The organism is Serratia sp. KH_031, from assembly GCF_057839655.1.
In genome coordinates, this window is record NZ_CM174496.1 from 2009822 (window position 1) to 2034567 (window position 24746).

23 protein-coding genes are annotated in these 24746 nt (G+C 53.5%); 10 read left to right on the top strand and 13 right to left on the bottom strand.

The genetic code is table 11. The features are described 5' to 3' along the window. Positions 1–2 precede the first annotated feature (2 nt). The 10 genes from AC3ISQ_RS09030 (at position 3) to AC3ISQ_RS09075 (ending at position 13117) form a co-directional block, all read left to right on the top strand. Positions 3–1103, top strand: coding sequence for a flagellar basal body P-ring protein FlgI (locus AC3ISQ_RS09030; RefSeq protein WP_489352467.1), 1101 nt, complete (start codon positions 3–5; stop codon positions 1101–1103). After that, positions 1103–2047 carry a flagellar assembly peptidoglycan hydrolase FlgJ gene (gene flgJ / locus AC3ISQ_RS09035; RefSeq protein ID WP_489352468.1) on the top strand — a complete coding sequence of 315 codons (945 nt, stop codon included), beginning with the start codon at positions 1103–1105 and terminating at the stop codon, positions 2045–2047. The genes AC3ISQ_RS09030 and flgJ overlap by 1 nt, the downstream gene beginning before the upstream one ends. Positions 2048–2165: 118 nt before the next feature. After that, positions 2166–3815, top strand: a complete 1650-nt coding sequence (flgK, locus tag AC3ISQ_RS09040; protein WP_489352470.1) for a flagellar hook-associated protein FlgK — start codon at positions 2166–2168, stop codon at positions 3813–3815. 24 nt (positions 3816–3839) lie between these two features. Beyond that, positions 3840–4802 (top strand): flagellar hook-associated protein FlgL, encoded by a 963-nt coding sequence (flgL, locus tag AC3ISQ_RS09045; protein ID WP_489352472.1) that lies wholly within the window; start codon positions 3840–3842, stop codon positions 4800–4802. 279 nt (positions 4803–5081) lie between these two features. After that, on the top strand, positions 5082–5336 hold the full coding sequence (locus tag AC3ISQ_RS09050) for a YtcA family lipoprotein (RefSeq protein ID WP_489352474.1): 255 nt from the start codon (positions 5082–5084) through the stop codon (positions 5334–5336). Between the two features lie 16 nt (positions 5337–5352). Continuing rightward, entirely contained in the window at positions 5353–6402 is a 1050-nt protein-coding gene (gene mdtN, locus AC3ISQ_RS09055; RefSeq protein ID WP_489352475.1) for a multidrug transporter subunit MdtN, read from the top strand. A gap of 9 nt (positions 6403–6411) precedes the next feature. Next, positions 6412–8562, top strand: a complete 2151-nt coding sequence (locus AC3ISQ_RS09060) for an FUSC family protein (protein WP_489352477.1) — start codon at positions 6412–6414, stop codon at positions 8560–8562. After that, a complete protein-coding gene (locus tag AC3ISQ_RS09065) occupies positions 8562–10112 on the top strand; it encodes an efflux transporter outer membrane subunit (RefSeq protein ID WP_489352479.1) in 1551 nt (516 codons plus the stop codon). Before AC3ISQ_RS09060 ends, AC3ISQ_RS09065 begins: the two co-directional genes overlap by 1 nt. A 137-nt stretch (positions 10113–10249) precedes the next feature. Beyond that, entirely contained in the window at positions 10250–11596 is a 1347-nt protein-coding gene (locus AC3ISQ_RS09070; RefSeq protein ID WP_489352481.1) for a DUF1254 domain-containing protein, read from the top strand. Between the two features lie 15 nt (positions 11597–11611). Continuing rightward, positions 11612–13117: a DUF1254 domain-containing protein gene (locus AC3ISQ_RS09075; protein ID WP_489352483.1), complete on the top strand. Its 1506-nt coding sequence runs from the start codon at positions 11612–11614 to the stop codon at positions 13115–13117. A 78-nt stretch (positions 13118–13195) separates the two neighbouring features. Here AC3ISQ_RS09075 and fliR read toward each other — a convergent pair whose 3' ends face one another. The 13 genes from fliR to fliF all read right to left on the bottom strand — a co-directional run bounded on the left by fliR (position 13196) and on the right by fliF (position 24580). After that, a complete protein-coding gene (gene fliR, locus AC3ISQ_RS09080; RefSeq protein ID WP_489352484.1) occupies positions 13196–13978 on the bottom strand; it encodes a flagellar biosynthetic protein FliR in 783 nt (260 codons plus the stop codon). Positions 13979–13980: 2 nt separating this feature from the next. Continuing rightward, on the bottom strand, positions 13981–14250 hold the full coding sequence (gene fliQ / locus AC3ISQ_RS09085) for a flagellar biosynthesis protein FliQ (RefSeq protein ID WP_489352486.1): 270 nt from the start codon (positions 14248–14250) through the stop codon (positions 13981–13983). Between the two features lie 679 nt (positions 14251–14929). Continuing rightward, the gene (gene fliP / locus AC3ISQ_RS09090; protein WP_489352488.1) at positions 14930–15691 is read right to left on the bottom strand and encodes a flagellar type III secretion system pore protein FliP; all 762 of its coding nucleotides are present in this window, start codon (positions 15689–15691) and stop codon (positions 14930–14932) included. Then, positions 15688–16131, bottom strand: a complete 444-nt coding sequence (gene fliO / locus AC3ISQ_RS09095) for a flagellar biosynthetic protein FliO (RefSeq protein ID WP_489352490.1) — start codon at positions 16129–16131, stop codon at positions 15688–15690. The genes fliP and fliO overlap by 4 nt, the downstream gene beginning before the upstream one ends. After that, positions 16131–16544, bottom strand: coding sequence for a flagellar motor switch protein FliN (gene fliN / locus AC3ISQ_RS09100; RefSeq protein WP_489352491.1), 414 nt, complete (start codon positions 16542–16544; stop codon positions 16131–16133). The genes fliO and fliN overlap by 1 nt, the downstream gene beginning before the upstream one ends. Then, positions 16537–17541 carry a flagellar motor switch protein FliM gene (gene fliM, locus AC3ISQ_RS09105; RefSeq protein ID WP_489352493.1) on the bottom strand — a complete coding sequence of 335 codons (1005 nt, stop codon included), beginning with the start codon at positions 17539–17541 and terminating at the stop codon, positions 16537–16539. The genes fliN and fliM overlap by 8 nt, the downstream gene beginning before the upstream one ends. A gap of 5 nt (positions 17542–17546) precedes the next feature. Beyond that, complete coding sequence (fliL, locus tag AC3ISQ_RS09110; protein WP_489352495.1) at positions 17547–18017, bottom strand: flagellar basal body-associated protein FliL; 471 nt, start codon at positions 18015–18017, stop codon at positions 17547–17549. A gap of 134 nt (positions 18018–18151) precedes the next feature. Further along, complete coding sequence (locus tag AC3ISQ_RS09115) at positions 18152–19372, bottom strand: flagellar hook-length control protein FliK (protein WP_489352497.1); 1221 nt, start codon at positions 19370–19372, stop codon at positions 18152–18154. Beyond that, positions 19369–19815, bottom strand: a complete 447-nt coding sequence (fliJ, locus tag AC3ISQ_RS09120; protein ID WP_489352499.1) for a flagellar export protein FliJ — start codon at positions 19813–19815, stop codon at positions 19369–19371. The genes AC3ISQ_RS09115 and fliJ overlap by 4 nt, the downstream gene beginning before the upstream one ends. Before the next feature lie 23 nt (positions 19816–19838). Further along, entirely contained in the window at positions 19839–21200 is a 1362-nt protein-coding gene (fliI, locus tag AC3ISQ_RS09125; protein ID WP_489352501.1) for a flagellar protein export ATPase FliI, read from the bottom strand. Continuing rightward, a complete protein-coding gene (gene fliH / locus AC3ISQ_RS09130) occupies positions 21200–21898 on the bottom strand; it encodes a flagellar assembly protein FliH (protein WP_489352503.1) in 699 nt (232 codons plus the stop codon). The genes fliI and fliH overlap by 1 nt, the downstream gene beginning before the upstream one ends. Continuing rightward, positions 21891–22883, bottom strand: a complete 993-nt coding sequence (gene fliG, locus AC3ISQ_RS09135) for a flagellar motor switch protein FliG (RefSeq protein WP_489352505.1) — start codon at positions 22881–22883, stop codon at positions 21891–21893. Before fliG ends, fliH begins: the two co-directional genes overlap by 8 nt. Continuing rightward, complete coding sequence (gene fliF, locus AC3ISQ_RS09140; RefSeq protein WP_489352506.1) at positions 22880–24580, bottom strand: flagellar basal-body MS-ring/collar protein FliF; 1701 nt, start codon at positions 24578–24580, stop codon at positions 22880–22882. Before fliF ends, fliG begins: the two co-directional genes overlap by 4 nt. Between the last annotated feature and the right edge of the window lie 166 nt (positions 24581–24746).

The following is a 24746-nucleotide window of genomic DNA, read 5'->3' on the forward strand; positions in this document are numbered from 1 at the left end:
CGATGCTAAAAAAATACCTGTTGGCGCTGATGATTGGCGTACTGAGTCTGCCGGTGGCGGCAGAACGCATCCGCGATCTGGTCACGGTGCAAGGTGTGCGTGATAACGCGCTTATTGGTTACGGACTGGTGGTGGGGCTGGATGGCTCCGGTGACCAAACCATGCAGACGCCGTTCACCACCCAGAGCTTGAGCAACATGCTATCGCAACTGGGGATCACTGTACCGCCCGGCACTAATATGCAATTGAAAAACGTGGCGGCAGTGATGGTAACGGCCAAGTTGCCACCGTTCTCGCGTACCGGGCAGAACATCGACGTGGTGGTTTCTTCCATGGGCAACGCCAAAAGTTTGCGTGGCGGTACCTTGCTGATGACGCCGCTGAAAGGCGTCGATAATCAGGTTTATGCATTGGCACAGGGTAACGTGCTGGTCGGCGGTGCTGGCGCTTCTGCTGGTGGCAGCAGCGTGCAAGTTAACCAATTGAACGGCGGGCGAATCAGTAATGGCGCGGTGATTGAGCGTGAATTACCCAGCACCTTTGGCAAAGGCGGTGAAATCAATCTGCAATTGAACGATGACGATTTCAGCATGGCGCAGCAGATTAGCGATGCGATTAACCGTCAGCGCGGTTACGGTACGGCAACGCCGTTGGATTCTCGCACTGTGCAGGTGTTGGTGCCGCAGGGGAACAGTTCGCAGGTGCGCTTCTTGGCAGAAATCCAGAACATTAACGTTAATGTCGGCACCATCGACGCCAAAGTGATCATCAACTCGCGTACCGGTTCGGTAGTGATGAACCGCGATGTGATGTTGGATTCTTGCGCGGTGGCGCAGGGGAATCTGTCGGTGGTGGTCGACAGGCAAAATACCGTTAGCCAACCGACTACGCCGTTCGGTGGTGGAGAAACGGTGGTGACGCCAAACACCCAGATTTCGGTTCAGCAGCAGGGTGGCTCGTTACAAAAAGTGAATTCTAGTGCCAACCTGAATAACGTCATTCGCGCACTAAACGCACTGGGAGCCACACCGATCGACCTGATGTCGATCTTGCAGGCAATGCAAAGTGCCGGTTGCCTGCGCGCCAAGCTGGAAATTATCTGATGGCGAACTCTCTGTTGGGCATGTCTGGCGCGGCGTATGACGCCCAGGCATTAAACGGACTGAAAGGCGCTGCGGCTGCCGATCCACAGGGTAACCTGAAACAGGTTGCGCAACAGGTGGAAGGGATGTTCGTGCAGATGATGCTGAAAAGTATGCGCGCTGCCTTGCCGCAGGACGGCATTTTGAGCAGCAGCCAGACGCAGTTATATACCTCGTTATACGATCAGCAAATTGCCCAACAGTTATCGCAAAAAGGATTGGGGTTGGCGGACATGATGGTCAAGCAATTGTCAAACGGCAGCCTCAAACCGAGCGAAGCAGCAGGCACTGTGCCGATGGCGTTGGACGGTGAGATCCTGCAAACGCTACCGAATCAGGCGCTGGAACAGATGGTTCGTCGCGCGGTGCCGAAAACACCGGTGCCGTCGGCGGCGATGTCGCTTAACAGCGGCAACTTTGTCGCCAAACTGTCGATTCCTGCGCGTGTTGCCAGCCAGCAAAGTGGCATCCCGCATCAACTGATTGTTGCGCAGGCCGCGTTGGAATCAGGCTGGGGGCAACGTGAAATTCCAACCACCAACGGTTCACCAAGTTACAACCTGTTTGGTATCAAAGCAGGCAGCAGTTGGGATGGCCCAACCACGGAAATCACCACCACCGAGTTTGAACAGGGCGCGGAGAAGAAAATTAAGGCGCGTTTCCGCGTTTACGGTTCTTACGTCGAGGCGATGGCTGATTACGTCAAACTGCTGACCAATAACCCACGCTATGCCGATGTTGCTGCCGCTCGCAGTCCAGAACAGGCCGCCCATGCGCTGCAACAGGCGGGTTACGCCACCGATCCGCACTATGCCAAGAAATTAGTCAATGTGATCCAGCAGATGAAAAACGCGGGCGAGCAGGTGGCAAAAGCCTATACGCATGACCTGAAAGACCTGTTCTAGCCCCAGTTTTTTCCTCAAGTTTCCCCCCAGCTTGTCGATAACCTCATCAGGCTGGGTGGAAAACCCAGCAGAATCATTGAACTCTGTGGGCCAAGGCACCGCAGCATAAGGAACCTCTATGTCCAATAGTTTAATTAATACCGCGATGAGTGGGCTGAATGCGGCGCAAGTGGCCCTCAGTACCGTCAGTAATAATATCTCTAATTACAATGTGACAGGTTATAACCGCCAGACCGCCATTTTGGCGCAGAACGGTGGCATGGGCACGATGAACGGTTTTATCGGCAACGGCGTCACCGTGACCAGCGTTAACCGTGAATATAACCAGTTTATTACCAACCAGTTACGGGGTGCCCAAAGCTCGTTTGGTGCGCAGGGCGCGTACTACGACAAAATGAGCCAGCTCGATAACCTGTTGGCCGATAAATCCAACACGCTGTCGAGCACCATGCAGGACTTCTTCAAAAACCTGCAAAACTTGGTGGGTAACGCCAGTGATGACGCCGCTCGTCAGTCGGTACTGGGGCAGGCTAACGGCTTGGTAAACCAGTTTAATAATGCCGATAAATATCTGCGTGATATGGAAAGTGGCGTTAACCAACAACTGAGCGACAGCGCGCAGCAAATCAACAGCTACAGCCAACAGATTGCCAAATTGAACGACGAAATCACCCGTCTGCGTGGTAGCAGCGGTAGCGAGCCGAATGCATTGCTGGATCAACGTGATCAGCTGGTGAGCAACTTGAACAGCATTGTCGGTGTGCAAGTGACTCAGCAGGATGGCGATGCTTATACCGTTTCTTTCGCCAACGGTTTAACGCTGGTGCAGGGCGGGACGTCTTACCAAGTGGAAGCGGTGCCTTCCAGCCAAGATCCTTCGCGTATGACGTTGGCTTACAACCGTGGCAACGGTGCCAACGAAATCCCAGCAGGGCAAATCACTAGCGGCACGGTCAGTGGTGTATTGAAATTCCGCAGTGAATCGTTGGACAGCGCACGTAACCAATTGGGGCAGGTAGCGCTAGCGATGGCGGACAGTTTCAACCAACAACACCGCGCCGGTTTTGATATCCATGGTGATGCGGGTGAAGACTTCTTCAACTTCAGTGGTGGCCGCGTGGTGGATAACACCCGCAATACCGGCAATGCCGCGCTTTCAGTCTCCTATACCGATACCGGCAAAGTGAAAGCCAATGATTATCGCGTTGAATTTGACGGCACTAACTGGCAAGTCAGCCGCCTGCCGGATGGCGTGCGTGTTAATGCTACCGAGGGTACTGATGCTAACGGCAACAAAACTCTGAGCTTTGATGGGCTGGAAGTGGGTATCAGCGGTAATGCGCAGCGCAACGATAGCTTCACGGTGAAGCCCGTCAGCGACGTAGCCGGTAGCTTGAAAGTTGCCATCAGTGACACCGCCAAAATTGCCGCCGCAGGCAGTGATACTACCGGTAAAGGCGATAACACCAACGCGCAAAAACTGTTGGATTTGCAAACGCAAAAATTGGTGGATGGCAAGGCAACGCTGAGCGGTGCTTATGCCAGCCTAGTGAGCGGCGTCGGTAATGAAACGGCTTCCGCGAAGATCAGCGCCACTTCACAGGGGAATATCGTCAATCAGTTGGCTCGCGAGCAACAGTCTGCTTCAGGCGTGAACCTGGACGAAGAATATGGTGAATTGCTGCGTTTCCAACAGTATTACATGGCGAATGCGCAGGTTATTCAGACTGCTAGCTCAATGTTCGACGCTTTGCTGTCGATCCGTTGATTCACTTTTTAAGGAACTGACCGCATGCGCATGAGTACTAGCATGATGTACCAGCAAAATTTGCTGGGCATTACCGATAACCAATCGTTGTTTATGAAATCTGCCCAGCAGCTTTCTAGCGGTAAACGGGTAATTAATCCGTCTGACGATCCGTTGGCGGCATCGCAGGCAATTATGGTTGCCCAATCGCAATCAGAGAACAGTCAATATGCATTGGCACGCACCTTTGCGCGTCAAAGCGTCTCGATGGAAGAAAACGTACTGGGCGGCGTGACCAGCAGCATTCAGGATATGAAGAAACTGATTGTCGATGCCGGCAACGGCACCTTGAGCGACAACGACCGCGCTTCATTGGCTACCCAGTTGCAAGGGCTGAAAGATCAATTGCTCAACCAAGCGAACAGCACCGACGGCAACGGGCGTTATATGTTTGGCGGTTTCGTTAACGATAAACCGCCGTTTGTTGATAACGGTGGCACAGTTGCTTATCAGGGCGGCAACACCCCAATCACGCAGAAAGTGGATGCCAACCGCACCATGACCGTCGGGCATACCGGCAGCAAGGTATTTATGTCGCTGACCAGTAATCCGAAACCGGAACCGGGTGGCGCACCGTCGGTTTCTAACGTGTTCGAAAGTATCGATATTGCGTTGAATGCCTTGAACACGCCGCTGCAAGGGGCGACGGATGCAGAACGTCAGGCGGTAACGGAGGCTTTGGACAAAGCCAACCGCGGCTTGGATAACTCCTATAATAATGTGTTGAGTGTGCGTGCTGAACTGGGGAACCAGTTACAAGAAATGGAAACCTTGGACACCATCGGCAAAGAGCGTGATATGGCGAATCAAATGCAAATGAGCGCCTTGGTAGATGCCGATGTCACCCAATCTATTTCCAACTACTACATGCAGCAAGCGGCATTACAGGCGTCTTATAAGACCTTCAGCGATATGCAAGGCATGTCGTTGTTCCAAATCAATCGCTAACTCTCGATCTTGCCCCGCTGATGTTAGTGGGGCTTTTAGCAGTCCAATTTCGCTATCCTCCCTTGTCATTTCACATCAGTAAATTCTCATTTAATTCAGTCACACAGCACCAAATCTAATGAATTGGCGAAGACCTGAAAATGACTGAAATACTTTCCTTTCCTTTTAGATAAAGACCTGTCTATTATTGTGGGCATAGCGTTAGCGTCCAGCGGGAATGGAAATAACGTGAATACTTCAAAGCCCTGTTTTTATTGTTCTTTTTTATAGAAGGAAGCTATGAGAAAGTCATTGTTAATATTCATAGGTTTATTATTGAATGGCTGCGCTCAAGCGCCAACCATTTCACTCCTCGGCGCCTTCTTTCCTGCTTGGCTATTTTGCCTGCTTGCCGCATTCATCCTCGTCCTTATCGTACGATGGGGGTTGATAGTGACCCATCACATTGAGCGGGTGGGGCCATTAATGATTTTCTATCCGGCGTTGGCGTCTATTTTTGCCTTCGCATTCTGGCTTTTGCTTTTCCAGCATTAATCCCAAGGATTATCACATGACCCGCCAAGCTACTCGTTCAGGCAAATATACTGCCTTTTTACTGCTATTGGTCGCGATATTGACGGCCGTATTTATTGTCTGGCGTGTTGATACGTCACCCAGTACCGATGATGCCTATGCTTACGCGGATACCATCAGTGTGGCTCCAGAGGTTAGCGGGCGCATTGTCAGTTTTGCCGTTAAGGAAAACCAAGCGGTCAAACAGGGGGATGTGCTGTTTCGTCTTGACCCGCGCCCTTTCCAAGAGACGCTGAACAAGGCGCAGGCGGGGCTGGTGGCGCTGAATAAAGAGATTGAAATTGCTCAACGTTTGGTGGATGCACAGCAATATAACGCCAAAGCCGTGAAGTCCAATGTTGAACATGCCCGGGCAGCTGCTCGGCAGGCTAACGATACTCTGACCCGTATTGCCCCTTTATTGGGGGATGGCTACGTGGCTGCGGAACAAATCGATCAGGCCAAGACCGCCAAACGTATGGCTGAGGCACAACTGGCGAGTGCCCTCGATGCCGCGCAGAGTGCTAATTCTGGGATCACCAGCGTGGACGCGTTGGTGGCGAAACGCGCGGTGATGCAGGCGGATATTGCGCTGGCTGCACTGCAATTGGAGTATGCCACGGTGACCGCTCCCTTTGATGGTCGCGTTGTCGGCCTAGAAACCACGGTAGGGCAGTTTGCCGCCGCTGGGCATCCGTTATTCATGCTGGTCGATACCGGGCACTGGTATGTTGTCGCTAATTTCCGTGAGACCGATCTCCAGCATATTCGCCCAGGCATGAGTGCTCAGGTGTACCTGATGGCGGATACAGGGAAACGCTTTGCCGCCACGGTGGCGTCGATAGGGTATGGCGTACACCCGGACGATGGTGGCACGACCGTTTTTGGTCTGCCACTGATCAAACGTTCGATTAACTGGGTCCATGTGGCACAGCGTTTCCCGGTGCGTTTTCAGGTACAAGATCCCGATCCCGCGCTATTTCGTATCGGGGCCTCTGCAATTGCCCAAGTCACTGGGGATATTCCACCGACCTCCACCCAGCCGTAAGGGAATACTATGGCACATTCGTTATTAGCTGACCGGGAGGGTGGGAGTGGCAGACTGAGCCGCTTCTGGCAATTTTTACGCCTCGAACTAGCTCCTTTCCCAGGGCGACGTGAGGCGATGATCAGAACGGTGGTGTGTGCATTTTTGGTGATGGTGATTTCACTGTCGCTGCAAATTCCCTTCCTCATGTTGTCGTTGATCATGGTGTTTTTCTGCGCTCAGGAAAATAGCACCTATACCCAGTTGGCGGGCTCGCTGATGTTGGTCGGTACGACGCTGGGCACCGTCATATTGCTGGTGCTGTTTAATTACACCTTCGATCTACCGCTGCTGCGTATTTTGGGTGCGGGCCTGATTGTCTTTGCCGGCATGTTCTTTTTGCGCGTCAGCCCATTGGGGTCGATAGGCTATATGCTGAGCGTATCTATGGTGTACGCCCAGACCTTTGTTGAACAATTGCCTTACGGTGAACCCTTATTGCGGCTGGCCTTATGGAGCTGGGTCGCCGGAGGATATGCCACGGTACTGACGATCTTAGTCAACAAATGGCTATTACCTGCCGAGCCACGGCAACTATTGCGTGAAGAAATGGTGCGCCAACTTGATGGGGTACAGGCGAGTCTGGGGGCGATGTTATCTGGCACATCGGCTCCGGCTATTTCTGTTCAAGATATTGAGCGTGGTGTGTTAGCGCTGCGCAAACATCTCAAATTTGCCGAAATGACAGACGCTAGCTACAAGGCGAATCGGGCCCAGTATCTGATGTGCATCAGTACTTTGGATCGATTACACACTGCTGCGGCACAAATGTTAGCGCAAGATGCCGAGACATTGACGCCTGACACCCAAGTTTTTATCCCTTCCTTACAACGCGCCTGCCGACGTTTTCGTCGAGCCATCAACGCAGGGCGTGAGTTCCGCTTGTCGGCTCCTTTGGTGGTGCCGTTAACAGCACCGGCGATCATCCGGGAACTGGGTGATGCTCTTAACGCACAATCTTTGGCCGCGGATACCTTCGACAGCCCGGCGACGGAAGAGAAAACACCGTTGTTGGTTCCGGATGCGCTAACCAATCCGGTCTATCCCTGCTTTGCGCTTAAGGCCGTACTGGCTAGCCTGATTTGTTACACCTTTTACAGTGCGGTGGATTGGGAAGGCATCCACACCTGCATGATTACCTGCATTATTCTGGCGCTTCCTTCGGTGGGGGCAACCTCGCAAAAGGCGCTGCTGCGTGTTGGTGGTTGCTTGGTGGGGAGTTTATTCACCTTGCTGGCGGTGCTGTATGTCATCCCTTATCTGGACGGATTGACAGGATTCCTATTGCTTAGCTTGCCGATTATCGCTGTCGCGGCGTGGGTGGCGGCCGGTTCTGAACGTATCAATTATGCTGGGTTGCAGATTGCCTTTGCCTATGCGCTGGCGATGTTTGGCAGTTCCGGCCCTACGATGGATCTGACCGAGATCCGCGATCGTATTGTGGGGATATTGGTCGGGATTGTCGTTGCGACGGTAGTGTATAGCCTGTTGTGGCCCGAACGTGAAGGGCGAAGCTTGCAAGAGGGACTAACTAAATTGCTCCGCAGCTTGGCGCAACTGGCCACGGTGGGTAGTCAGACCGGGACACCAGAGCAACGTCTGGAAATGTTGGGCAATGTGCGTCTCCAGTGTTTGGTGTCGTTGGCACAAAGCCGTGAAAGACAGACCCGAGTCTCGTTGGAGCCAGAATGGAGCTATACACAAGGCAATCTCTCGCCAGTGACGCAACAGTGGCTGGCACAAGCACAAGCACAGGCTCTGCTGTTTGCCCTCAACCAGTTGCAAACACTGAGAATCATGACGCCAACTGTACCCGAGCCATGGGCGCAGGCCAGTACGGACTTTAGCGAGGCAGTAGCCGCGCTGCTGACGGCTTGGTCGCAGCGGCTGGAGCACCCTTCATCGACAGAGTACGTAGTCGTCAACAGCATCTTGACCTCGGCGACGAAAACACTGTATCTGCTCGGTCAGTCTCATTCAGACGAACCGTTTGTCCGGGAATGGTTGATGGCGGTGCGCGAGATAACAGCACACTTGGTCAAACTGGATATTCACATCGTTGAGCCGGTGCTGGCTGCCAATCCTTCTTCTTTGTCCAACCCACAAGGTCTATTTCATTAATGCCTACCTTACTCCCCTTGAGCTGGCACAGACGCACTGGTCGTTTCTACGGCGAACTGAGCCTGATAATGGTGCTGTTCTTGAGTTCCGGCTGTGCTTGGTTCCAAAAAGATGAACCCGCAACACCGGTGGTGGCCGGTGACGCTCTTCGGCTGGCAGATGATATCAAACTGGCGCAAGACGGCTGGCCGCAAGCGCGCTGGTGGACTCGTTATGGCGACCCGCAACTGAATACCTTTGTCGACATGGCGTTGCGCGATTCACCAAGTATGGCAGTGGCGAATGCCAGTGTAGCCTTGGCGAAAAAACAGACCGCTTTACAGGCCGACAGCTACGGTCCGGTATTGGAGGCCTCGGCATCTTTGGATCGGCAACATGTGTCGTCGAGTGGTTTCTTGACGCCATTTGCCGCGGATTATCCTAAGTTGGGGTTGACCGGTCCTTGGTACACCGAAATAACCTTGGGGGTATCGGGAAGTTATGATTTTGATATCTGGGGTAAGAACCGGGCGTCTGTGGCCGCGGCGCTGGGTGCGCAGAATGCTAAGTTGGCTGAGGCGGCGCAGGCGGAACTGATGATCGCCGCCACCGTCACCCAGACTTATTACCAGGTCCAAACCTTATATGCGATGCGGGATTTGTTGCAGACCTCTCAGGGCATAGAGGCAGAAATGGTGCGAGCCCACCGAGCCCGCCATGCACGCGGGATGGAAGCGGAAACAGACGCGGAGCTGGCTCAGGCACACAAGGTTATCCTCGATAAACAATTGGCCGCTACCGAGAGCGAAATTCGGCAGTGGCAAGAAACATTCCGTGCTCTGCTGGGACAAACCTACACTCAACCTATGTTTGTGGCATCCGTGCCATTGCCAAAGGCAGTTGGACAACTGCCGACCAGCCTAGGGTATTCGTTGCTGGCTCGCCGCCCGGATCTACAAGCATTACGTTGGTCAGTGCAGTCCTCGCTTGATCAGATAGAAGTGGCTAAAGCTGCATTTTATCCTAGCTTTAATCTGAGTGTCTTTTTCGGTCTGGACGCTCTGCATCCGGAGGATGTGCTGAAAGCCGCCAGTCGGCAATACAACATCATCCCTGGCCTGACATTACCGATATTTGATAGCGGACAACTCAATGCCAATCTGCAAATGCGCCGAGCTGTAAGCAATCTGACCATTGCCAGCTATAACGCCGCTATTTTTGATGCGGTGCGCGACGTAGGGCGCGCGGGTATTGCGTTGCAAGGATTGAAGCAACAGGTGACTTTACAACAAGGACAATTGAAGGCGTTGCAATTTGCAGCGCACAGCGCTCAAGCCCATTACCAGCGCGGATTGGTCGATAAGGTCTTCGCGATGGAAGCTCGTTTACCTCTGTTGGTTGAGCAGGGGCAATTGCTGATGCTTAGCAGTCAGCAAATTAACGCAGATATTGCACTGACGGTCGCGTTGGGCGGCGGGTATGAACAGCCGCTTGACCAGCCCGGTCTACAGGTAGATGAAGACGCAAGTGCTTCATTGCACTTGGAAACAGCAAAGAAAGTATCCCCTTGACTGTAAAGTAATAACGATAAGGAGTGTCTATGTATTGGAATAAACGTTCGGTTTTTTTTGCATTCTTACTACCTCTGTCCCCTTTGAGTTTGGCCATGCAGGAAACCCCGGTGGTCACGGATTTTGGGACTTTTACGATGAACGGAGAACTGCCGCGGCGCAGTGATATCGCTACCTTACAAAAGCATTTAGATACCCAGCAGGCGACGCAGGCTTACCTGTGGGCGCTGCCGTTGGTTTCTTTTGCACAATGGCAGGCGGAACAATACGGGGCATTGGGCGTTCCTAATGGCGACATGGTGCTGTATGACAGCTATCGCGACAAGCTGGGCATCCTGACACCCAATGGTACGACTCCCTATGTGATAGGGTTCGTTGATTTATCCAAAACGGGGCCGATGGTGATGGACATGCCCGCTGGCGCTACGGCAGGTGGGGTGAATGATGCCTGGCAGCGGGAGATTGCAGTGATGGGGGAAGCCAGCGCAGACAAAGGGAATGGCGGTAAGTACTTGCTGATCCCACCGGGTGGCAAGGTGCCTGACGTTCAGGGCTACCATATCATTCAGTCGACGACCATGAATGTCATGGTGGGCTTCCGTGCACTGGATGCTGATCCTACCAAAGCGGCAGCATTGATGGATGCCTTTAAACTGTATCCTTATAACGCGGGTGTTTCCGCCGCCGGGAAACTCATCCGTTTGAAAGGGGAAAAACCGTGGTACGGCGGCCAGCCTGCCGGTCTTGCTTACTGGCAGCGTCTGCATGCCATCATTCAGACTGAGCCAGTTGAAGAGCGCGACCGCTTGTTTATGGCGATGCTGCGTCAGGTCGGCATTGAAAAGGGTAAGCCTTTCCACCCGACTGCCGAACAGGTGGCTATCTTGACCATGGCGGCGTCAACGGGAGAGCTGTTAGCCAAAACCAATGCCTTTGCCAAGCGATTTGAAAATAGTCGCGTCTGGCCAGACAAAATGTGGGATGACGTACTGGTATTAAACGATCCGTCCCAACGTACTGCAAATTATGACGAACTGAATGAACGAGCTTCCTGGTTCTATGAAGCGGTCACTATTTCTAAAAGCATGATGGTTCGCTCTCCAGGAATTGGTCAGGCGTACCTCGGGGCCTATACTGATGGTAAAGGCGAGTGGCTCGATGGGGGCAAGCCGTATCGCCTGCGCGTCAGTGCCAAGGTGCCAGCCAAGGACTTTTGGTCAGTCACGGCCTATGACGTCAAAAACCGCAGCTTTGTGATTAACTCGCAGCAAAGTGCCGATCGGTCATCACGCATGAACCTGAAAAAGAATGCTGATGGAACTATTGACATCTATTTTGGCCCAGAGAAACCTAAAGGAGCTGACACTAACTGGATAGAAACGGTGCCCGGACGGCAATGGTTTGCCTATTTCCGTCTTTATGGGCCAACAGAAGCTTATTTCAATAAAAGCTGGAAACTCGACGATATCGAGCAAGTGCAATAGCACAAGGAGAAAGACATGAAACACAACAAAAAGCTAGGTATTACCCTGTTAGCGCTCGCTTTGAGCAGCGCGTTACCGACAGTGATGGCAGCACAAAAGCATCAAATGACTACACCTATTCCTGAGGAAATCCAAACCCCGGATAAGGTCTCCTCGCGGATGGGGGAACTCACGTTTTTTGACGGTATTCCGACCAAAGAAACGTCCCGTAAATTGTACGACAACCTGGACTTTATGCGTGGCGTGGAAGTCTTCCTGAATGGCGTCCCTGGCGCGTCGATGGTGGCGATCCGCACCGGGTTACGTGAAGTAGGGGCAGAGAATGGGACGGTGGGGATCTTTGAAACCTTGATGGATTCCTCTTCGTTGTTCTTAACCGCGAATACGGAAACCGTGTATTTCTGGAGCTGGTTGGACTTGAAGAACGGCCCGATGGTGGTAGAAACCCCACCGAATATTTTGGGCGTGGTGGACGATTTCTGGTTCCGTTATGTGACGGATTTGGGTAATGCTGGGCCAGACAAAGGGAAGGGGGGTAAATACCTATTTGTACCACCGGGTTATAAAGGTGAGCTGCCAGAGGGCTATATCGTGGTGCGCTCAGAGACTTATGGCAACCTGCTGTTTGGTCGGGGCTTTATGGAGAATGGTGACCCGAAACCGAGCGTCGACAGCATCAAGAAAAAACTGCGTATTTATCCGCTTGAGCAGCGCAATGCACCAGCGGAAACGAAATTTGTCAATCTATCCGGTCGTAAAATGAATACCGTGCATGCCAATACGATCAAGTTCTACCAAGAGCTGGATCAAATTGTGCAGGAAGAGCCTGCAGGGGTTTACGGGCCAGACATGACCGGCCTGATGGCCGCTATTGGCATGAAAAAAGGCACACCTTTCAACCCAGATGCCCGGATGAAGAAAATCCTGACGGAAGCGGTGGCAGTGGGTAATGCCACTGCTCGTGCGATTGACTTTGATAATCGCGATCCGCAGGCGGTGATTTATCCGGGGCGTCACTGGACCACGCCTTTCATTGGCGGCAGTTACCAGTGGTTGGACAATGGCGCGCGTAACTTTGATGCTCGTACCATGTTCTTCTATGCTGCAACTGTTGATACGCCAGCGATGGCGGTTGAGATGGTCGGTGTCGGTTCACAATATGCCGCCAGCAACTTCGATACACAGGGCAAACCATTTGACGGCTCTGCCACTTATAAGCTGACGGTACCCGCGAAGGTACCGGTGAAGGATTTTTGGTCGGTGGTGCTGTACGATCCGCAAACCCGCTCGATGTTACAAACCGATACGCCATTCCCGAGCTTAAGTAGTGCCAAGGGGTTGAAAGCGAATCCTGACGGTTCCGTCGATATCTATTTCGCGCCGAGCAAACCTGCACAAGCGGAAAACTGGGTACAGACCTTACCTGGGAAAAGCTGGTTTACCATCTTTAGACTGTATGGACCGTTGAAGCCATGGTTCGATAAAACGTGGCAGTTACCGGATATTGAGCGAGTAAAGTGAGAGGTTGTCGTTCGTAAAGGTGAGAACGGTGGGGGCATTTAGTGCCCCCACTTCTATTTAAAATATTAATTGAGATCGTTAACCCCCCATCCCTCCCACCACCGTCGCTAACTGATCGAAAAATATGCCAAACAGATGCTCACAGAACGGGGCTAATAGCGGCATCATCATGCCGAGTGTCATAATGCCAATCGTCATGGTGATCGGGAAACCGATAACAAATACCGAAAGCTGTGGTGTCATACGGTTTAGTAGACCGAGTGCCATGTTCAGCGTCAGTAATAGGCAAATCAGCGGTAATGCCAGCATCAACCCATTGATAAAAATCAACGAACCGGCTTGGGTCAATGCTAGGAAACCATTGCCATTCAGTGGCTGGCTTTGTATCGGTAGGGTATGGAAACTGTCGGCTAAGAGGGAAATTAGCCACAGATGGCCGTCAAAACTGAGGAACAGTAAGATTGCCAGTAGGTTAAGTAAACGCGCTAACACCGGCATATTGGGGCCGCCGGAAGGATCAAAGAAGGTGGCGAATGAAAGCCCCATCTGCATGCCGATCACTTCGCCCGCCAAACGAATCGCGGCAAAAGCAAACTGCATGGTCAGGCCGAGAGCCACGCCGATCAGGATTTGCTGAATCGCCAGCCAAAGCCCGGTCACGGAGAAAATCGGAATATTATTGGTAGGCAAAGTAGGGGCTATCAAAATCACAATCAAACCGCCGAGGCCGATTTTTACTTTTTTGCTGATCTGCTTTTCGCTAAGTACCGGCGCGGTACTGATCAACGCCAGTACCCGCAGCAGTGGCCAAAAGTATTGGCTAAGCCAGACGGTAAGCTGAGCGCTATCGAAACTGAGCATAATCAGCCGATCAAATTAGGCAAGTTACTGAATAACATGCGCATGTAATCCAACAGCAAATTCAGCATCCACGGCCCAGCAATGATAATAGTGGCGAATACCGCCAAGATTTTCGGGATAAACGACAACGTCATCTCGTTAATCTGCGTCGCGGCCTGCAACAAGCTCACCACCAAACCACTGATCAGCGCGGCTAACAACAATGGCGCAGCTAGCGCCAACGCCACTTTCATCGCCTCAGTCCCCAACGCCATAACCGATTCAGGAGTCATAGAAATACCTTCTTAATTAACGTGATTAACACTATGTTTCCGTTTCTGCCCGTTCGGTGTAATTAGAATTGCCGCAAACGTACGCAGTTATATGCAGCAATAATGGACGGCAATTGAAGGGGCTTAAAGGCGAAGCCCCTTCACCCGCGCCTGCGCTTACCATCGCCAGCCCGCTGCGCGGGTGCCCTCACGGCGTTGCAGTTGCCGGACGGGTCGGCTCAATGAACGTCCCTGTTCACATCGCCTCGTCGGGTCATCCATGACCCGACGCCCCTGACAACTGCGCCTTGTTCGGCTGCCTATGATGCGCTCTCAACGTCAACACCTGAATCTTCATTCACCGGGCAACTTCACTATTTAAACCGCTATAAATTGGGTGAAGTGAGCACTGGTGTTAACGCCATTGAAGGCGCCGAACGGAGAAACGGAGCATAGGCAAAACCGCCATGGATGGCGGTTTTAGGCGAAACAGACAGGGACGTCTGTTGCAGCCGGCCGTTATGCGCAGTGCCGAAGTTCGGGCAGTTGCGCCAGCAACCGCCTGATGTGGCAAGGGCCGGGGTGTCGGGGGCTGGCTCTTGAGCCCCCGACTCGGTCGCGGTCATCCGTGTTATATGGAACAACTTAGGTTTAGCGACCGAAACAAAAGCCCACCGTTCATAGCGCATTAGCCATTCACCTAAGAATAAAAACTCTGCGCCAACGATCCCAACAACAACTGCCACCCATCCACCAACACAAACAACATCAACTTAAACGGCAATGAAATCGTCGCTGGCGGCACCATCATCATCCCGAGCGCCATCAGCACGCTGGCGACTACCAAATCGATAATCAGAAACGGAATAAAAATAGTGAAACCAATTTGAAACGCGGTTTTCAGCTCACTGGTCACATAAGCGGGCAACAAAATACGCATCGGCACCGCTTCCGGCCCGGCTAGGGGCGGCTGATTGGCTAACTTGGCGTACAGCGCCAGATCGGTTTCTCGCGTCTGGCGCAGCATAAATTCACGCAGCGGTTGCGCGCCTTTGTCGAAAGCCACTTCCATGCTGATTTTGTCTTGGCTAAAGGGCAGATAGGCGTCTTGATACACCTTGTCGAACACCGGCGACATGATGAAAAAAGTTAGAAATAGCGCCAGCCCTAACATCACCTGATTTGGTGGTGCGGATGGGGTGCCCAAGGCGTTACGCAGCAGGCCAAGCACGATGATGATGCGGGTAAAACTGGTCATCATCAGCAACATCGCCGGCAAGAAACTGAGCGAAGTCAGTAACACCAGCGTTTGCACCGGCAACGACCAGCTTTGGCCGCCGTTAGCCAATGGTTTGCTGATTAGCCCCGGTAATTGAGCCAAAGCCGCCGGGCTAGTGAGTAGCAGGGCGGTGGCAAACAGCGACAGCAGAAGATCCGTTCGCTTTAAATTCACTGGGATCATGCCGGTTTTCCTGGGCGTTTCAACATCTTCTGCACTAAGTGGTTCTGCATTAACTGACGAAAATCCGCCGGTTGGGGATTCTCTGTGGTTTCGGCTTCTGTAGGCGGGGCACTCAAGGTGTGCAACGGAGTCACTTGTTGTGCGGTGACACCTAGCACCAGCCAGGTGTTATCCACTTCAACAATCACCACCCGCTCGCGTTGACCGACCTGACAGCTAGCACGCACGTTGAGCAGTTTGCTATTGCGCATCTGCGCAGCGAAACCCAGTTTGCGAAACAACCAACCCGCCAGCAGGATCAGCAGCAACACGCCACCGAGCGCGGTGCTGACCTGCGTCAGTACCGAACCGGTCGGTAGAACCGGTGCCGGTTGCTGTTGAATTGCCTGAGACTGAATTGCCTGAGTCTGTGCGGTTTGAGTCTGCGCTGCGTCAGTCATCAGCGGCTCAGGCGGCGCATACGTTCGGATGGGGTAATGATGTCGGTAATGCGTACACCGAATTTATCGGCCACCACCACCACTTCCCCTTGGGCAATCAGATAACCGTTGATCATAATGTCCAATGGTTCACCCGCCAACCCATCTAGCGCCACCACCGAACCTTGCGACAGGCGTAGCAGCTCTTTGATGGTCATCTTGGTACGGCCCAGCTCCACGGTCAGTTTGACTGGGATATCCAAAATCATATCAATATCTTGCAGGCCACCGAGCGCATCTTGCGGTTCCAGCGATTTGAATACGCCTTCAGTCGCTGCGCCTTTCTCCGATGTTTGCTGCTGGTTAAACGCATCAGCCCACAGGTCGTCTACGGATTCCTTTCCTTCACCAGACGGTTGCTTAGGATCACTCATTGGGCTGTTCCTCACTCAGGGCATTCAAAATAGGGTTAATCAAGTGTTCAACACGTAGGGCATATTGCCCGTTCAAAGTACCATATTGGCTGGTTAGTACCGGTACGCCATCCACATGAGCGATGATGCGATCCGGTTTATCTATCGGTAATACATCGCCCGGTTGAAGCTTCAGAATCTTCGACAGGCGCATGGGAATATCGACAAAATTGGCGGTAAGCGTAAGCTCGGAATGCTGTACTTGCTTCACCAAGGTTTCACGCCATTGGCTGTCTTCCTGCCGCGAGTTTTCCAGCGGTGGATTGGTCAGCAATTCGCGCAATGGTTCAATCATGGCGAAGGGAATGCAGATATTGAATTCACCGGTTAACGCACCGATTTCCACTTGGAAAGGAGTGGTGACCACAATGTCGTTCGGTGAGGTGGTGATATTGGTGAATTTCACCTGCATCTCGGCGCGCACATATTCCACGTCAATCTTGTAGATGGCGCTCCAAGCGTCGCCGTAGGCGTCCAGCGCTAACCGCAACATGCGTCTGATCACCCGTTGTTCGGTCGGGGTAAATTCACGGCCTTCCACTTTGGTGGGGAAGCGGCCATCGCCACCGAACAGGTTATCCACGGCGATAAATACCAAACTCGGTGCAAACACGAACAGCGCAGTACCGCGTAACGGGTTCAAATGCACCAAGTTCAGGTTGGTTGGCACTGGCAGGTTACGAGCAAACTCGTGATAGGGCTGGATTTTGATCGGTCCGACGGTGATGTCCGGGCTACGACGCAGCAGGTTGAATAACCCCATGCGGAATTGCCGGGCAAAACGTTCGTTGATGATCTCCAGCGCGTGCAGGCGTTCACGTACCACGCGGCGCTGAGTATTGGGATCGTAAGGCTTCACCTCATTCTCATTGCCGACGGCTGCGGTAGGTTCATCCCCCGAGCTGTCACCATTGAGTAAGGCGTCGATCTCTGCCTGTGAAAGAATGCTGTCACCCATAGTGGTTACCGCAATATGAAGGCGGTGAACAGCACATCGCTGACCACTTGCTTCGGTTGACCTTTAACCAGCGGCGGGCTGAGCACATCTTTGATCTGTGCTATCAGTTGCTGCTTCCCTTGCTCGCTACTCAGTTGGCTGGCTTCCTGACGAGAAAGCAGCATCAGCAAACGGCTGCGCACTTCCGGCAAGTAATCATTCAAGCGGCGACGCGTGACTTCATCCGGCAGACGCAACGTTACACCGATATACAACACGCGATCGGGACTGTTATCCGGCGTCACCAGATTGACGGTAAAAGTCTCCAACGGCATAAACACCGGTGCGGCAGGCTGGAATGCAGCCGGTTTATCCTGTTGTTTCAGTAGCCACCAACTGTAGCCCGCGGAACCACAAGCGGCGACAGCAATCAATAACAGTAGGATCACCAATACAGGGCGTTTTTTTGGTACGGTTGGAAGGATGTTCTGAGACATTGATCAATCAAATTCCCATTTTGGCGTATGAAAAAACCATACACAGAAGCGATAGTCCATTATCCCGCCCATTCCGGCTCTCAATGGCGTGAATAGGCGGGGAAAAGCGTGCCAGCTTTGGCGTTTGCCGTTGCTTAGGCGAAAATATCGACGCCATTGACTGATCGCGCCATTGCTTGCAAAGCAGCTGGAGCACTGACAACTTCGCCTCGAGCCTCTCCGCCACCGTGTTGCTCACGATAAGAGGATTGCCCACCGTGGCCGTTCGAAGCCTGTTGTTGCGCTTGTTGTGACATGGATTCACTACCGACGCTGCTTTGGCCGAGGTTAATACCACTTTCCGCCAGTTGATGACGCAGTTGAGGCATCGCCGCTTCTACTGCCGCGCGTACTTGGCTGTGTGCCGAAGCGATATGCAACTGCGCCTGGCTATCATCTAACTTCAGGGTTATCTGCAACGCGCCTAACTCCTGCGGATGCAAACGCAATTCGGCGCTCTGTTGCCCGTTGCGATGGAACATCAGCACTTGTTGGCTCAACGCCTGTTGCCATTCCGGGCTGCCGAGTTGGGCATTTAGCATCGGGGTACTCGGTGCGCTGACCATTGCACTGGTGGGTGTTTGGCTGATGACCGGACTGGAAACGGGAGCTACCGCGGCGGTGTTAATCGTTGTTTGCTGATGTGGTGTGACGTTAGTTTCTGACGCCAGTTTCAATGGCGTGGTGTCAGCCGCCGCTGGCGATACCGTCGCATCGGCTTCAGCGTTCAGTTTTTCTTTGATTGTGGATTGCCCCACGGAGGGTTCAACGGTGTGTTGCTGCGGCTTGCCCGGTGCGTCTTTCCCTTCGGTCAGCGTACTCAACAAACTGCTGGCGGAGGTGAGGGTGGTAGGTTGCTCTGGCTCATCGGTAGTGAGTGCGTTGCCGTTAGCGATGGGTTGTGGCGCTGGCATCACGGTGGGCAGCATGGCAAACAACGCCTGCAGTGTTGCGGCATCGAGCGAGTCCTGCGGTGCCGTTTGAGTTTCGGTATCGTGCAGTTTATCGACCATCGGTTGCAGTTTTTGCTGTAACTCTGGGCTTAGTTGGGTCGTTGCCAGCAGCCCATCGCTCCCTTGAAACGCGGCGAGTAGTTCATTGAGTTGGTTACGGCTCAACGTTGATGTTTGTTTCTCGTCGGCACTGAGTTCGGTGAGCTGCTGTTTCTCACTGTTTTTCCCTGTTGGGGCAAAACGGGCGCCGAGCAGCTGTGCAAAGGCAGAAGAGAGTGGTGAGTCATCCGGCGATGCAGCGGCATCGGTGAGCGAACTGGCATCACCAGTCGGAATCATACCGGGCAAAATATTCAGATTCATGGGTTGATATTCCTTTGTGCGCTGCGCTGGGCGAATTCATCCATCAGCTTTTGATCGCGCTTATTTTCCAGCAACAGCTCAGCGGTTTGCGCTCGGCTGTTGAGGGTTTCGAAAGCGTTGAGTCGTTGTTGCTTGTCTTGCCATTGAACGATGGCTTGATCGACCTTTTGACTCCACTGCAACAACTGCTGACGGTGTTGATTGATTGCCTGTTCCAGCGTGCCGATAAACTGTTGATAGTTCTGCCAATGAGAAGAACCCATGCCACCGCTCAGGGTTTGGTTCAGCTTTTGCCGATACTCATCCTGATAGTTCAACAGCATCGAGAGTTGCTGTTCGGCGGCCTGTTGCGCTTGGCGAACTTGCCCAAGCTGTTTGGTGGCTTGTTCAACGGCATCCTGCGCCAGATTGCGCAGGGTTATCAGGGGTGATTTCGCTTTCATCGCATTGAGCCTCGGTGGTGGCGTTAAACAATCAACTGCTGTAGTTGCAAGCAGGCGTCGTTATAGTCACTGCGTTCAAAAATACCCTGTTGCAGATAGGCCTCCATGTTTGGATAAAGCGTCATGGCTTTATCCAGCAACGGATCGCTACCTGCGGCGTAAGCGCCGACGCTAATCAAATCGCGGTTGCGCTGATAACTTGCCAACATTTGTTTGAAATTCCGTACTCGGCGATAGTGTTCATCGTCGATCAAGGCGGTCATGGCACGGCTGATTGAGGCTTCGATATCGATCGCCGGATAGTGACCGGCTTCCGCCAAACGGCGCGATAGCACCACGTGGCCGTCGAGAATGGCGCGTGCGGAATCGGCGATCGGATCTTGTTGGTCATCCCCTTCGGTCAGCACGGTATAAAACGCGGTGATTGAACCGCCGCCGCTGATGCCGTTACCGGCGCGTTCAACCAGCGCGGGCAGTTTGGCGAAGACCGAAGGTGGATAGCCTTTGGTGGCTGGCGGTTCGCCGATCGCCAAGGCGATTTCACGCTGCGCCATCGCGTAGCGGGTGAGGGAGTCCATAATCAGCAAGACGTGCTGACCGCGATCGCGGAAATCTTCGGCAATGCGGGTGGCGTAAGCGGCACCTTGCATACGCAGCAACGGCGAGACATCGGCGGGTGCGGCGATCACCACCGAACGGGCTCGGCCCTCGGTACCGAGAATGTTCTCGATAAAGTCTTTCACTTCGCGGCCACGTTCACCGATCAGCCCAACCACAATCACATCGGCTTGGGTATAGCGCGCCATCATACCGAGCAGCACACTTTTACCGACACCAGAGCCGGCGAACAGCCCCATACGTTGCCCGCGCCCGACGGTCAATAAACCGTTGATGGTGCGCACGCCGACGTCCAAAACCTGTTCGATTGGGGTGCGTTGTAACGGGTTAAACGGCGCGGTGATCAGTGGTGCGCGGTAGCCGGTTTCTGGGGCGGGTAACTCGTCGAGCGGTTTGGCGCTGCCGTCTAATACGCGGCCTAACAAGGCCGGGCCAAGCGGTAATTGTTTGCTGGCGCTTTGGCCTTCTGGCGACACGCGTGCATAAACGCGTGCGCCGGGGACGATGCCTTCGACTTCTTCGAGCGGCATCAGGAACAACTTCTGCCCGTTGAAACCGACGACTTCACTTTCGACTTCTTGCACTTCACCCAAATCATGACGTTCGATCAGACAGGTCGCACCGATCGGCAGTTGTAAACCGGTCGCTTCTAGCACCAACCCGGTAGCACGAGTTAAGCGTCCGTAACGACGCACGGCTGGCGAACGGGCGATGCGTTGTTCCAGCGTATCGAGTGAGTTGAGCCAACGCCCAAGTCGAACGGTCATTACAGTTCTCCCGGTGCGGCCAAGCGGCACAGCTCATGCCAACGGGTGGCTAAACTGGCGTCAAGATCGCCTTCTTCAGCGCTGACTTTGCAACCACCGGGGTGTAACTGCCCATCGGCCAATAAACGCCAACCGTGCAGGCTGAGTGTGACGCCAAGCTGTTGCTCGACACGCTCGTAATCATCGGGGTGAACACGCAATTGCGGCTTGCCGCTGAACATCGGTTCTTGCTGAATAAGCTGTTGGATCTGGGCGAGCAGGGCGGTGCCGTCACAAACCGGCGGTTGGCCGAGCACCTGCTTCGCCGCCGTCAGCGCTAATTGCATCAGGCGCGAGGCAATCACGCTGTCGAGTGCGTCCAACGTGTGCTGGAACTCGGCGACCATCTGTTGCCAATGGGCGGTCAGCGGCTGTTGTTGTTGTAAACCTTCCTGAATGCCTTGCTGACGGCCTTCTTCCAGCCCAGATTGGAAACCCGCGTCATAACCTTTTTGCTGACCGTCGGCAAACCCCTGCTGCTGACCTTGCTGCTGAGCCTGCAAGTGCAGCATTTCCAGCTTCTGTTCTTCATCGGCTGAATCGTCCAGCGGTGGCAATTCCATGTCCATTAACGGCAAGGGTTCCTCAACGATTTTTGGCGCAGCCAAGTCATTGAGTTCCCAAGGTTGCCAGGGCAGGGCATTCATGTGATTAGACATAGGTGTCCTCGCCGCCGCCAATAATCATTTCGCCACTTTCTGCCAAACGACGAACGATGAGCAGGATGCCTTTTTGTTCGTTTTCCACTTGCGACATACGCACTGGGCCACGGTTGGCCAGATCGTCGCGCAGGATGTCGGCGGCACGTTGCGACATGTTCTTGAGGAACTTCTCGCGCAGTGGCTGCTCGGCCCCTTTCAATGCGATCAACAGCGACTCGCCTTCCACCTCTTGCAACAGGCGCTGGATGCTGCGGTCGTCCACATCCACCAGATTTTCGAACAGGAACATCTCGTCGATAATTTTCTGTGCCAACTCGCCGTCGTATTCGCGCATCGCATCGATAACCGCTTCTTCCTGTTGAGTTTTCATCAGGTTGATAATCTCGGCTGCGGTACGTACCCCGCCCATTTTGCTGCGTTTGAGGTTTTGGCCATCGAGCAGGTTGTTCAGCACTTCGGTCAATTCCGCCAAGGCGGTCGGTTGTACCCCGCCGAAGGTGGCGATACGCAGCATCACGTCGTTGCGCAAGCGTTCGTCGAACAGCGCCAGAATGTCGGCGGCCTGTCCACGTTTCAGATGCACCAAAATGGTGGCGATAATCTGCGGGTGTTCGTCGCGGATCAGATCAGCGGCGGTTTGCGGCTCCATAAAGTTGAGCGTTTCCATGCCGGTGGTGGTCTCGCGCGATTCGAGAATATCTTCCAGCAGGCTCGCCGCGCGTTCTTCACCCAACGCTTTGACCAATACCGAACGCAGGTAATCGCTGGCATTGACGCTCAACGCAGCATACTGTTCGGCATCGTCTTCGAATTCAGTCAGGATTTCGCCCAACTGTTTGTGAGAAACCTGACGCATACTGGCCATGGTGCCGCTCAGTTGCTGTACCTCGCGAGAGGAGAGGTGCTTAAACACTTCTGCCGCGCGATCTTCACCTAGCGTCATCAGCAAAATGGCGCTCTTTTCAGTCCCTGTCAGACTCATATTTCGTTACTCATCCATTGGCGGATTACCAGAGCGATCACGCGAGGATCTTTATCTGCCATATCGCGAATACGCTGGCTCTGGACTTCTGCACTGACGCGTTGTTGTGATTTCTTACGCTGCGCCAGTTCTTCATGACTCGGTTTGTGCACATCAACCGGACGTGCGGCAGATGCGGTCGCTATGTTTTGCGCGGCCTGTTGAGCAATAACACGGCTTTGCCATTGCGGACGTACCAGTTTGCGCCACAGCAGCCAAGCGACCAGCAAGATCAACAGATAACGACCGGCATTCATCAACTGTTCGATAAAGCTTTGCGATTGCCAGAACGGTAATTGCCCACCGGTTTGCTCAACGTCGGTGAAGGTCGAGTTCACCACGTTCAGGCTGTCGCCCCGCGCTTTATCGAAGCCCATCGCTTCACGCACCAGTGATTCCACTTGAGCTAATTGTTCTTTGCTCATCGGCACCGGTTTGCCGCTTTTGTCGGTGGTGAGGGTGTTGATGACTACCGCAACGGATAACCGCTGCACGCCACCCGCTTTCTGTTGGGTATGGCGAATGGTGCGGTCGACTTCGTAGTTGGTGGTTTCGTCACGACGGGAGTTCTGTGATGCCGTGCCTTTATTGCTGGTTGCTGCCGCGTTGTTCTGCGGTGTAGCGGGGGTAGTGGCATTAGAGGCTGCCGCGGGTTTTGGCGTTTCGATCGGCGCGACCGGCGGTTGGCTTGGCTGATTAGAGAGAGCCCCAGGGACGCCGCCGACCTGTTGTCCGCCGAATTGATCGCTTTGGCTCGATTGTTTAGAGCGGATGGCGGCTTTATCCGCTGAAGTGTTGGGTTGATATTCTTCGTCGGTTTGCTCGCGGGTGGAATAATCAATCTGTGCCGTGACTTGAGCGCGCACGTTGGCGCTGCCGACGATCGGTGCCAGTATCGCTTCAATACGGCGTTGGTAGCGGTTTTCTACTTCGTTGGCATACTTCAATTGTGTGGCGTTCAGATCTCGTCCGGTACCGTCGGATTGAGTCAACAAACGTCCGACCTGATCGACGACGGTCACGTTACCCGGTGGTAAACCGGCCACGCTGCTCGATACCATATAAACGATGGCGTTAACTTGGCCGTCGTCCAATGCACGACCGGGTTGCAACGTCAGCGTCACTGAAGCCGAAGGGGACTTTTGTTCACGCACAAACAGCGAAGGTTTTGGCAATGCCAAATGAACACGGGCGTTCATGACCGGGCCAAGGGATTCAATGGTGCGCGACAGTTCACCTTCCAAAGCGCGTTGGTAGTTGATCTGCTCGCTGAATTGACTGATGCCGAATTTTTCCTGATCCAGCAATTCAAAACCGACCGCACCGCCTTTCGGCAACCCTTGTTGTGCCAAGCGCAGACGGGTTTCATGCACTTTATCTGCCGGAATCATCAGCGCGGAGCCATTTTCGGCAAAGCGGTAGGGGATGTTCATTTGCGTCAATTGGGTGACGATGGCGCCGCCATCACGATCGTTAATATTGCTATACAACACGCGGTAATCTGGGCTTTTTGCCCATAACAACAGCGCAACCACGATGGCGATCGCCGCAGAAGCGGCAATCAGCAAAGGAATTTTGGGGTTGGCACGCAGGCGGTTCCACATGGCCTGAAGGCCATTCTCACTGCTTCCGCCAGCGGTGATTGAGGCGCTACTCATAGCCACCCCTTGTCGAACTGGCGGGTCTTGTGCGGTGATTCGTTGCGTAATGACAAAACGGACTCCCTTTCAAAATAACGGCACTCCCATTTCTGGGCAGGCCATTATTTGCCGGTAAAGTTTTTTTGATTGCCCGATAAGCTTGGTTTTTTGCAGCTAATTAACG

Bases quoted from the DNA above. Each gene is read 5' to 3' on its own strand.
- fliG (WP_489352505.1), bottom strand. From the start codon at position 22,883: ATGAGTCTGACAGGGACTGAAAAGAGCGCCATTTTGCTGATGACGCTA.
- fliN (WP_489352491.1), bottom strand. From the start codon at position 16,544: ATGAGTGATCCTAAGCAACCGTCTGGTGAAGGAAAGGAATCCGTAGAC.
- AC3ISQ_RS09115 (WP_489352497.1), bottom strand. From the start codon at position 19,372: ATGAATCTGAATATTTTGCCCGGTATGATTCCGACTGGTGATGCCAGT.
- AC3ISQ_RS09070 (WP_489352481.1), top strand. From the start codon at position 10,250: ATGAACGGAGAACTGCCGCGGCGCAGTGATATCGCTACCTTACAAAAG.
- fliH (WP_489352503.1), bottom strand. From the start codon at position 21,898: ATGTCTAATCACATGAATGCCCTGCCCTGGCAACCTTGGGAACTCAAT.
- fliQ (WP_489352486.1), bottom strand. From the start codon at position 14,250: ATGACTCCTGAATCGGTTATGGCGTTGGGGACTGAGGCGATGAAAGTG.
- fliJ (WP_489352499.1), bottom strand. From the start codon at position 19,815: ATGAAAGCGAAATCACCCCTGATAACCCTGCGCAATCTGGCGCAGGAT.
- fliL (WP_489352495.1), bottom strand. From the start codon at position 18,017: ATGTCTCAGAACATCCTTCCAACCGTACCAAAAAAACGCCCTGTATTG.
- fliI (WP_489352501.1), bottom strand. From the start codon at position 21,200: ATGACCGTTCGACTTGGGCGTTGGCTCAACTCACTCGATACGCTGGAA.
- AC3ISQ_RS09075 (WP_489352483.1), top strand. From the start codon at position 11,612: ATGAAACACAACAAAAAGCTAGGTATTACCCTGTTAGCGCTCGCTTTG.
- fliO (WP_489352490.1), bottom strand. From the start codon at position 16,131: ATGACTGACGCAGCGCAGACTCAAACCGCACAGACTCAGGCAATTCAG.
- flgL (WP_489352472.1), top strand. From the start codon at position 3,840: ATGCGCATGAGTACTAGCATGATGTACCAGCAAAATTTGCTGGGCATT.
- AC3ISQ_RS09065 (WP_489352479.1), top strand. From the start codon at position 8,562: ATGCCTACCTTACTCCCCTTGAGCTGGCACAGACGCACTGGTCGTTTC.
- flgK (WP_489352470.1), top strand. From the start codon at position 2,166: ATGTCCAATAGTTTAATTAATACCGCGATGAGTGGGCTGAATGCGGCG.
- AC3ISQ_RS09050 (WP_489352474.1), top strand. From the start codon at position 5,082: ATGAGAAAGTCATTGTTAATATTCATAGGTTTATTATTGAATGGCTGC.
- flgJ (WP_489352468.1), top strand. From the start codon at position 1,103: ATGGCGAACTCTCTGTTGGGCATGTCTGGCGCGGCGTATGACGCCCAG.
- mdtN (WP_489352475.1), top strand. From the start codon at position 5,353: ATGACCCGCCAAGCTACTCGTTCAGGCAAATATACTGCCTTTTTACTG.
- AC3ISQ_RS09030 (WP_489352467.1), top strand. From the start codon at position 3: ATGCTAAAAAAATACCTGTTGGCGCTGATGATTGGCGTACTGAGTCTG.
- fliM (WP_489352493.1), bottom strand. From the start codon at position 17,541: ATGGGTGACAGCATTCTTTCACAGGCAGAGATCGACGCCTTACTCAAT.
- fliF (WP_489352506.1), bottom strand. From the start codon at position 24,580: ATGAGTAGCGCCTCAATCACCGCTGGCGGAAGCAGTGAGAATGGCCTT.
- fliP (WP_489352488.1), bottom strand. From the start codon at position 15,691: ATGATCCCAGTGAATTTAAAGCGAACGGATCTTCTGCTGTCGCTGTTT.
- fliR (WP_489352484.1), bottom strand. From the start codon at position 13,978: ATGCTCAGTTTCGATAGCGCTCAGCTTACCGTCTGGCTTAGCCAATAC.
- AC3ISQ_RS09060 (WP_489352477.1), top strand. From the start codon at position 6,412: ATGGCACATTCGTTATTAGCTGACCGGGAGGGTGGGAGTGGCAGACTG.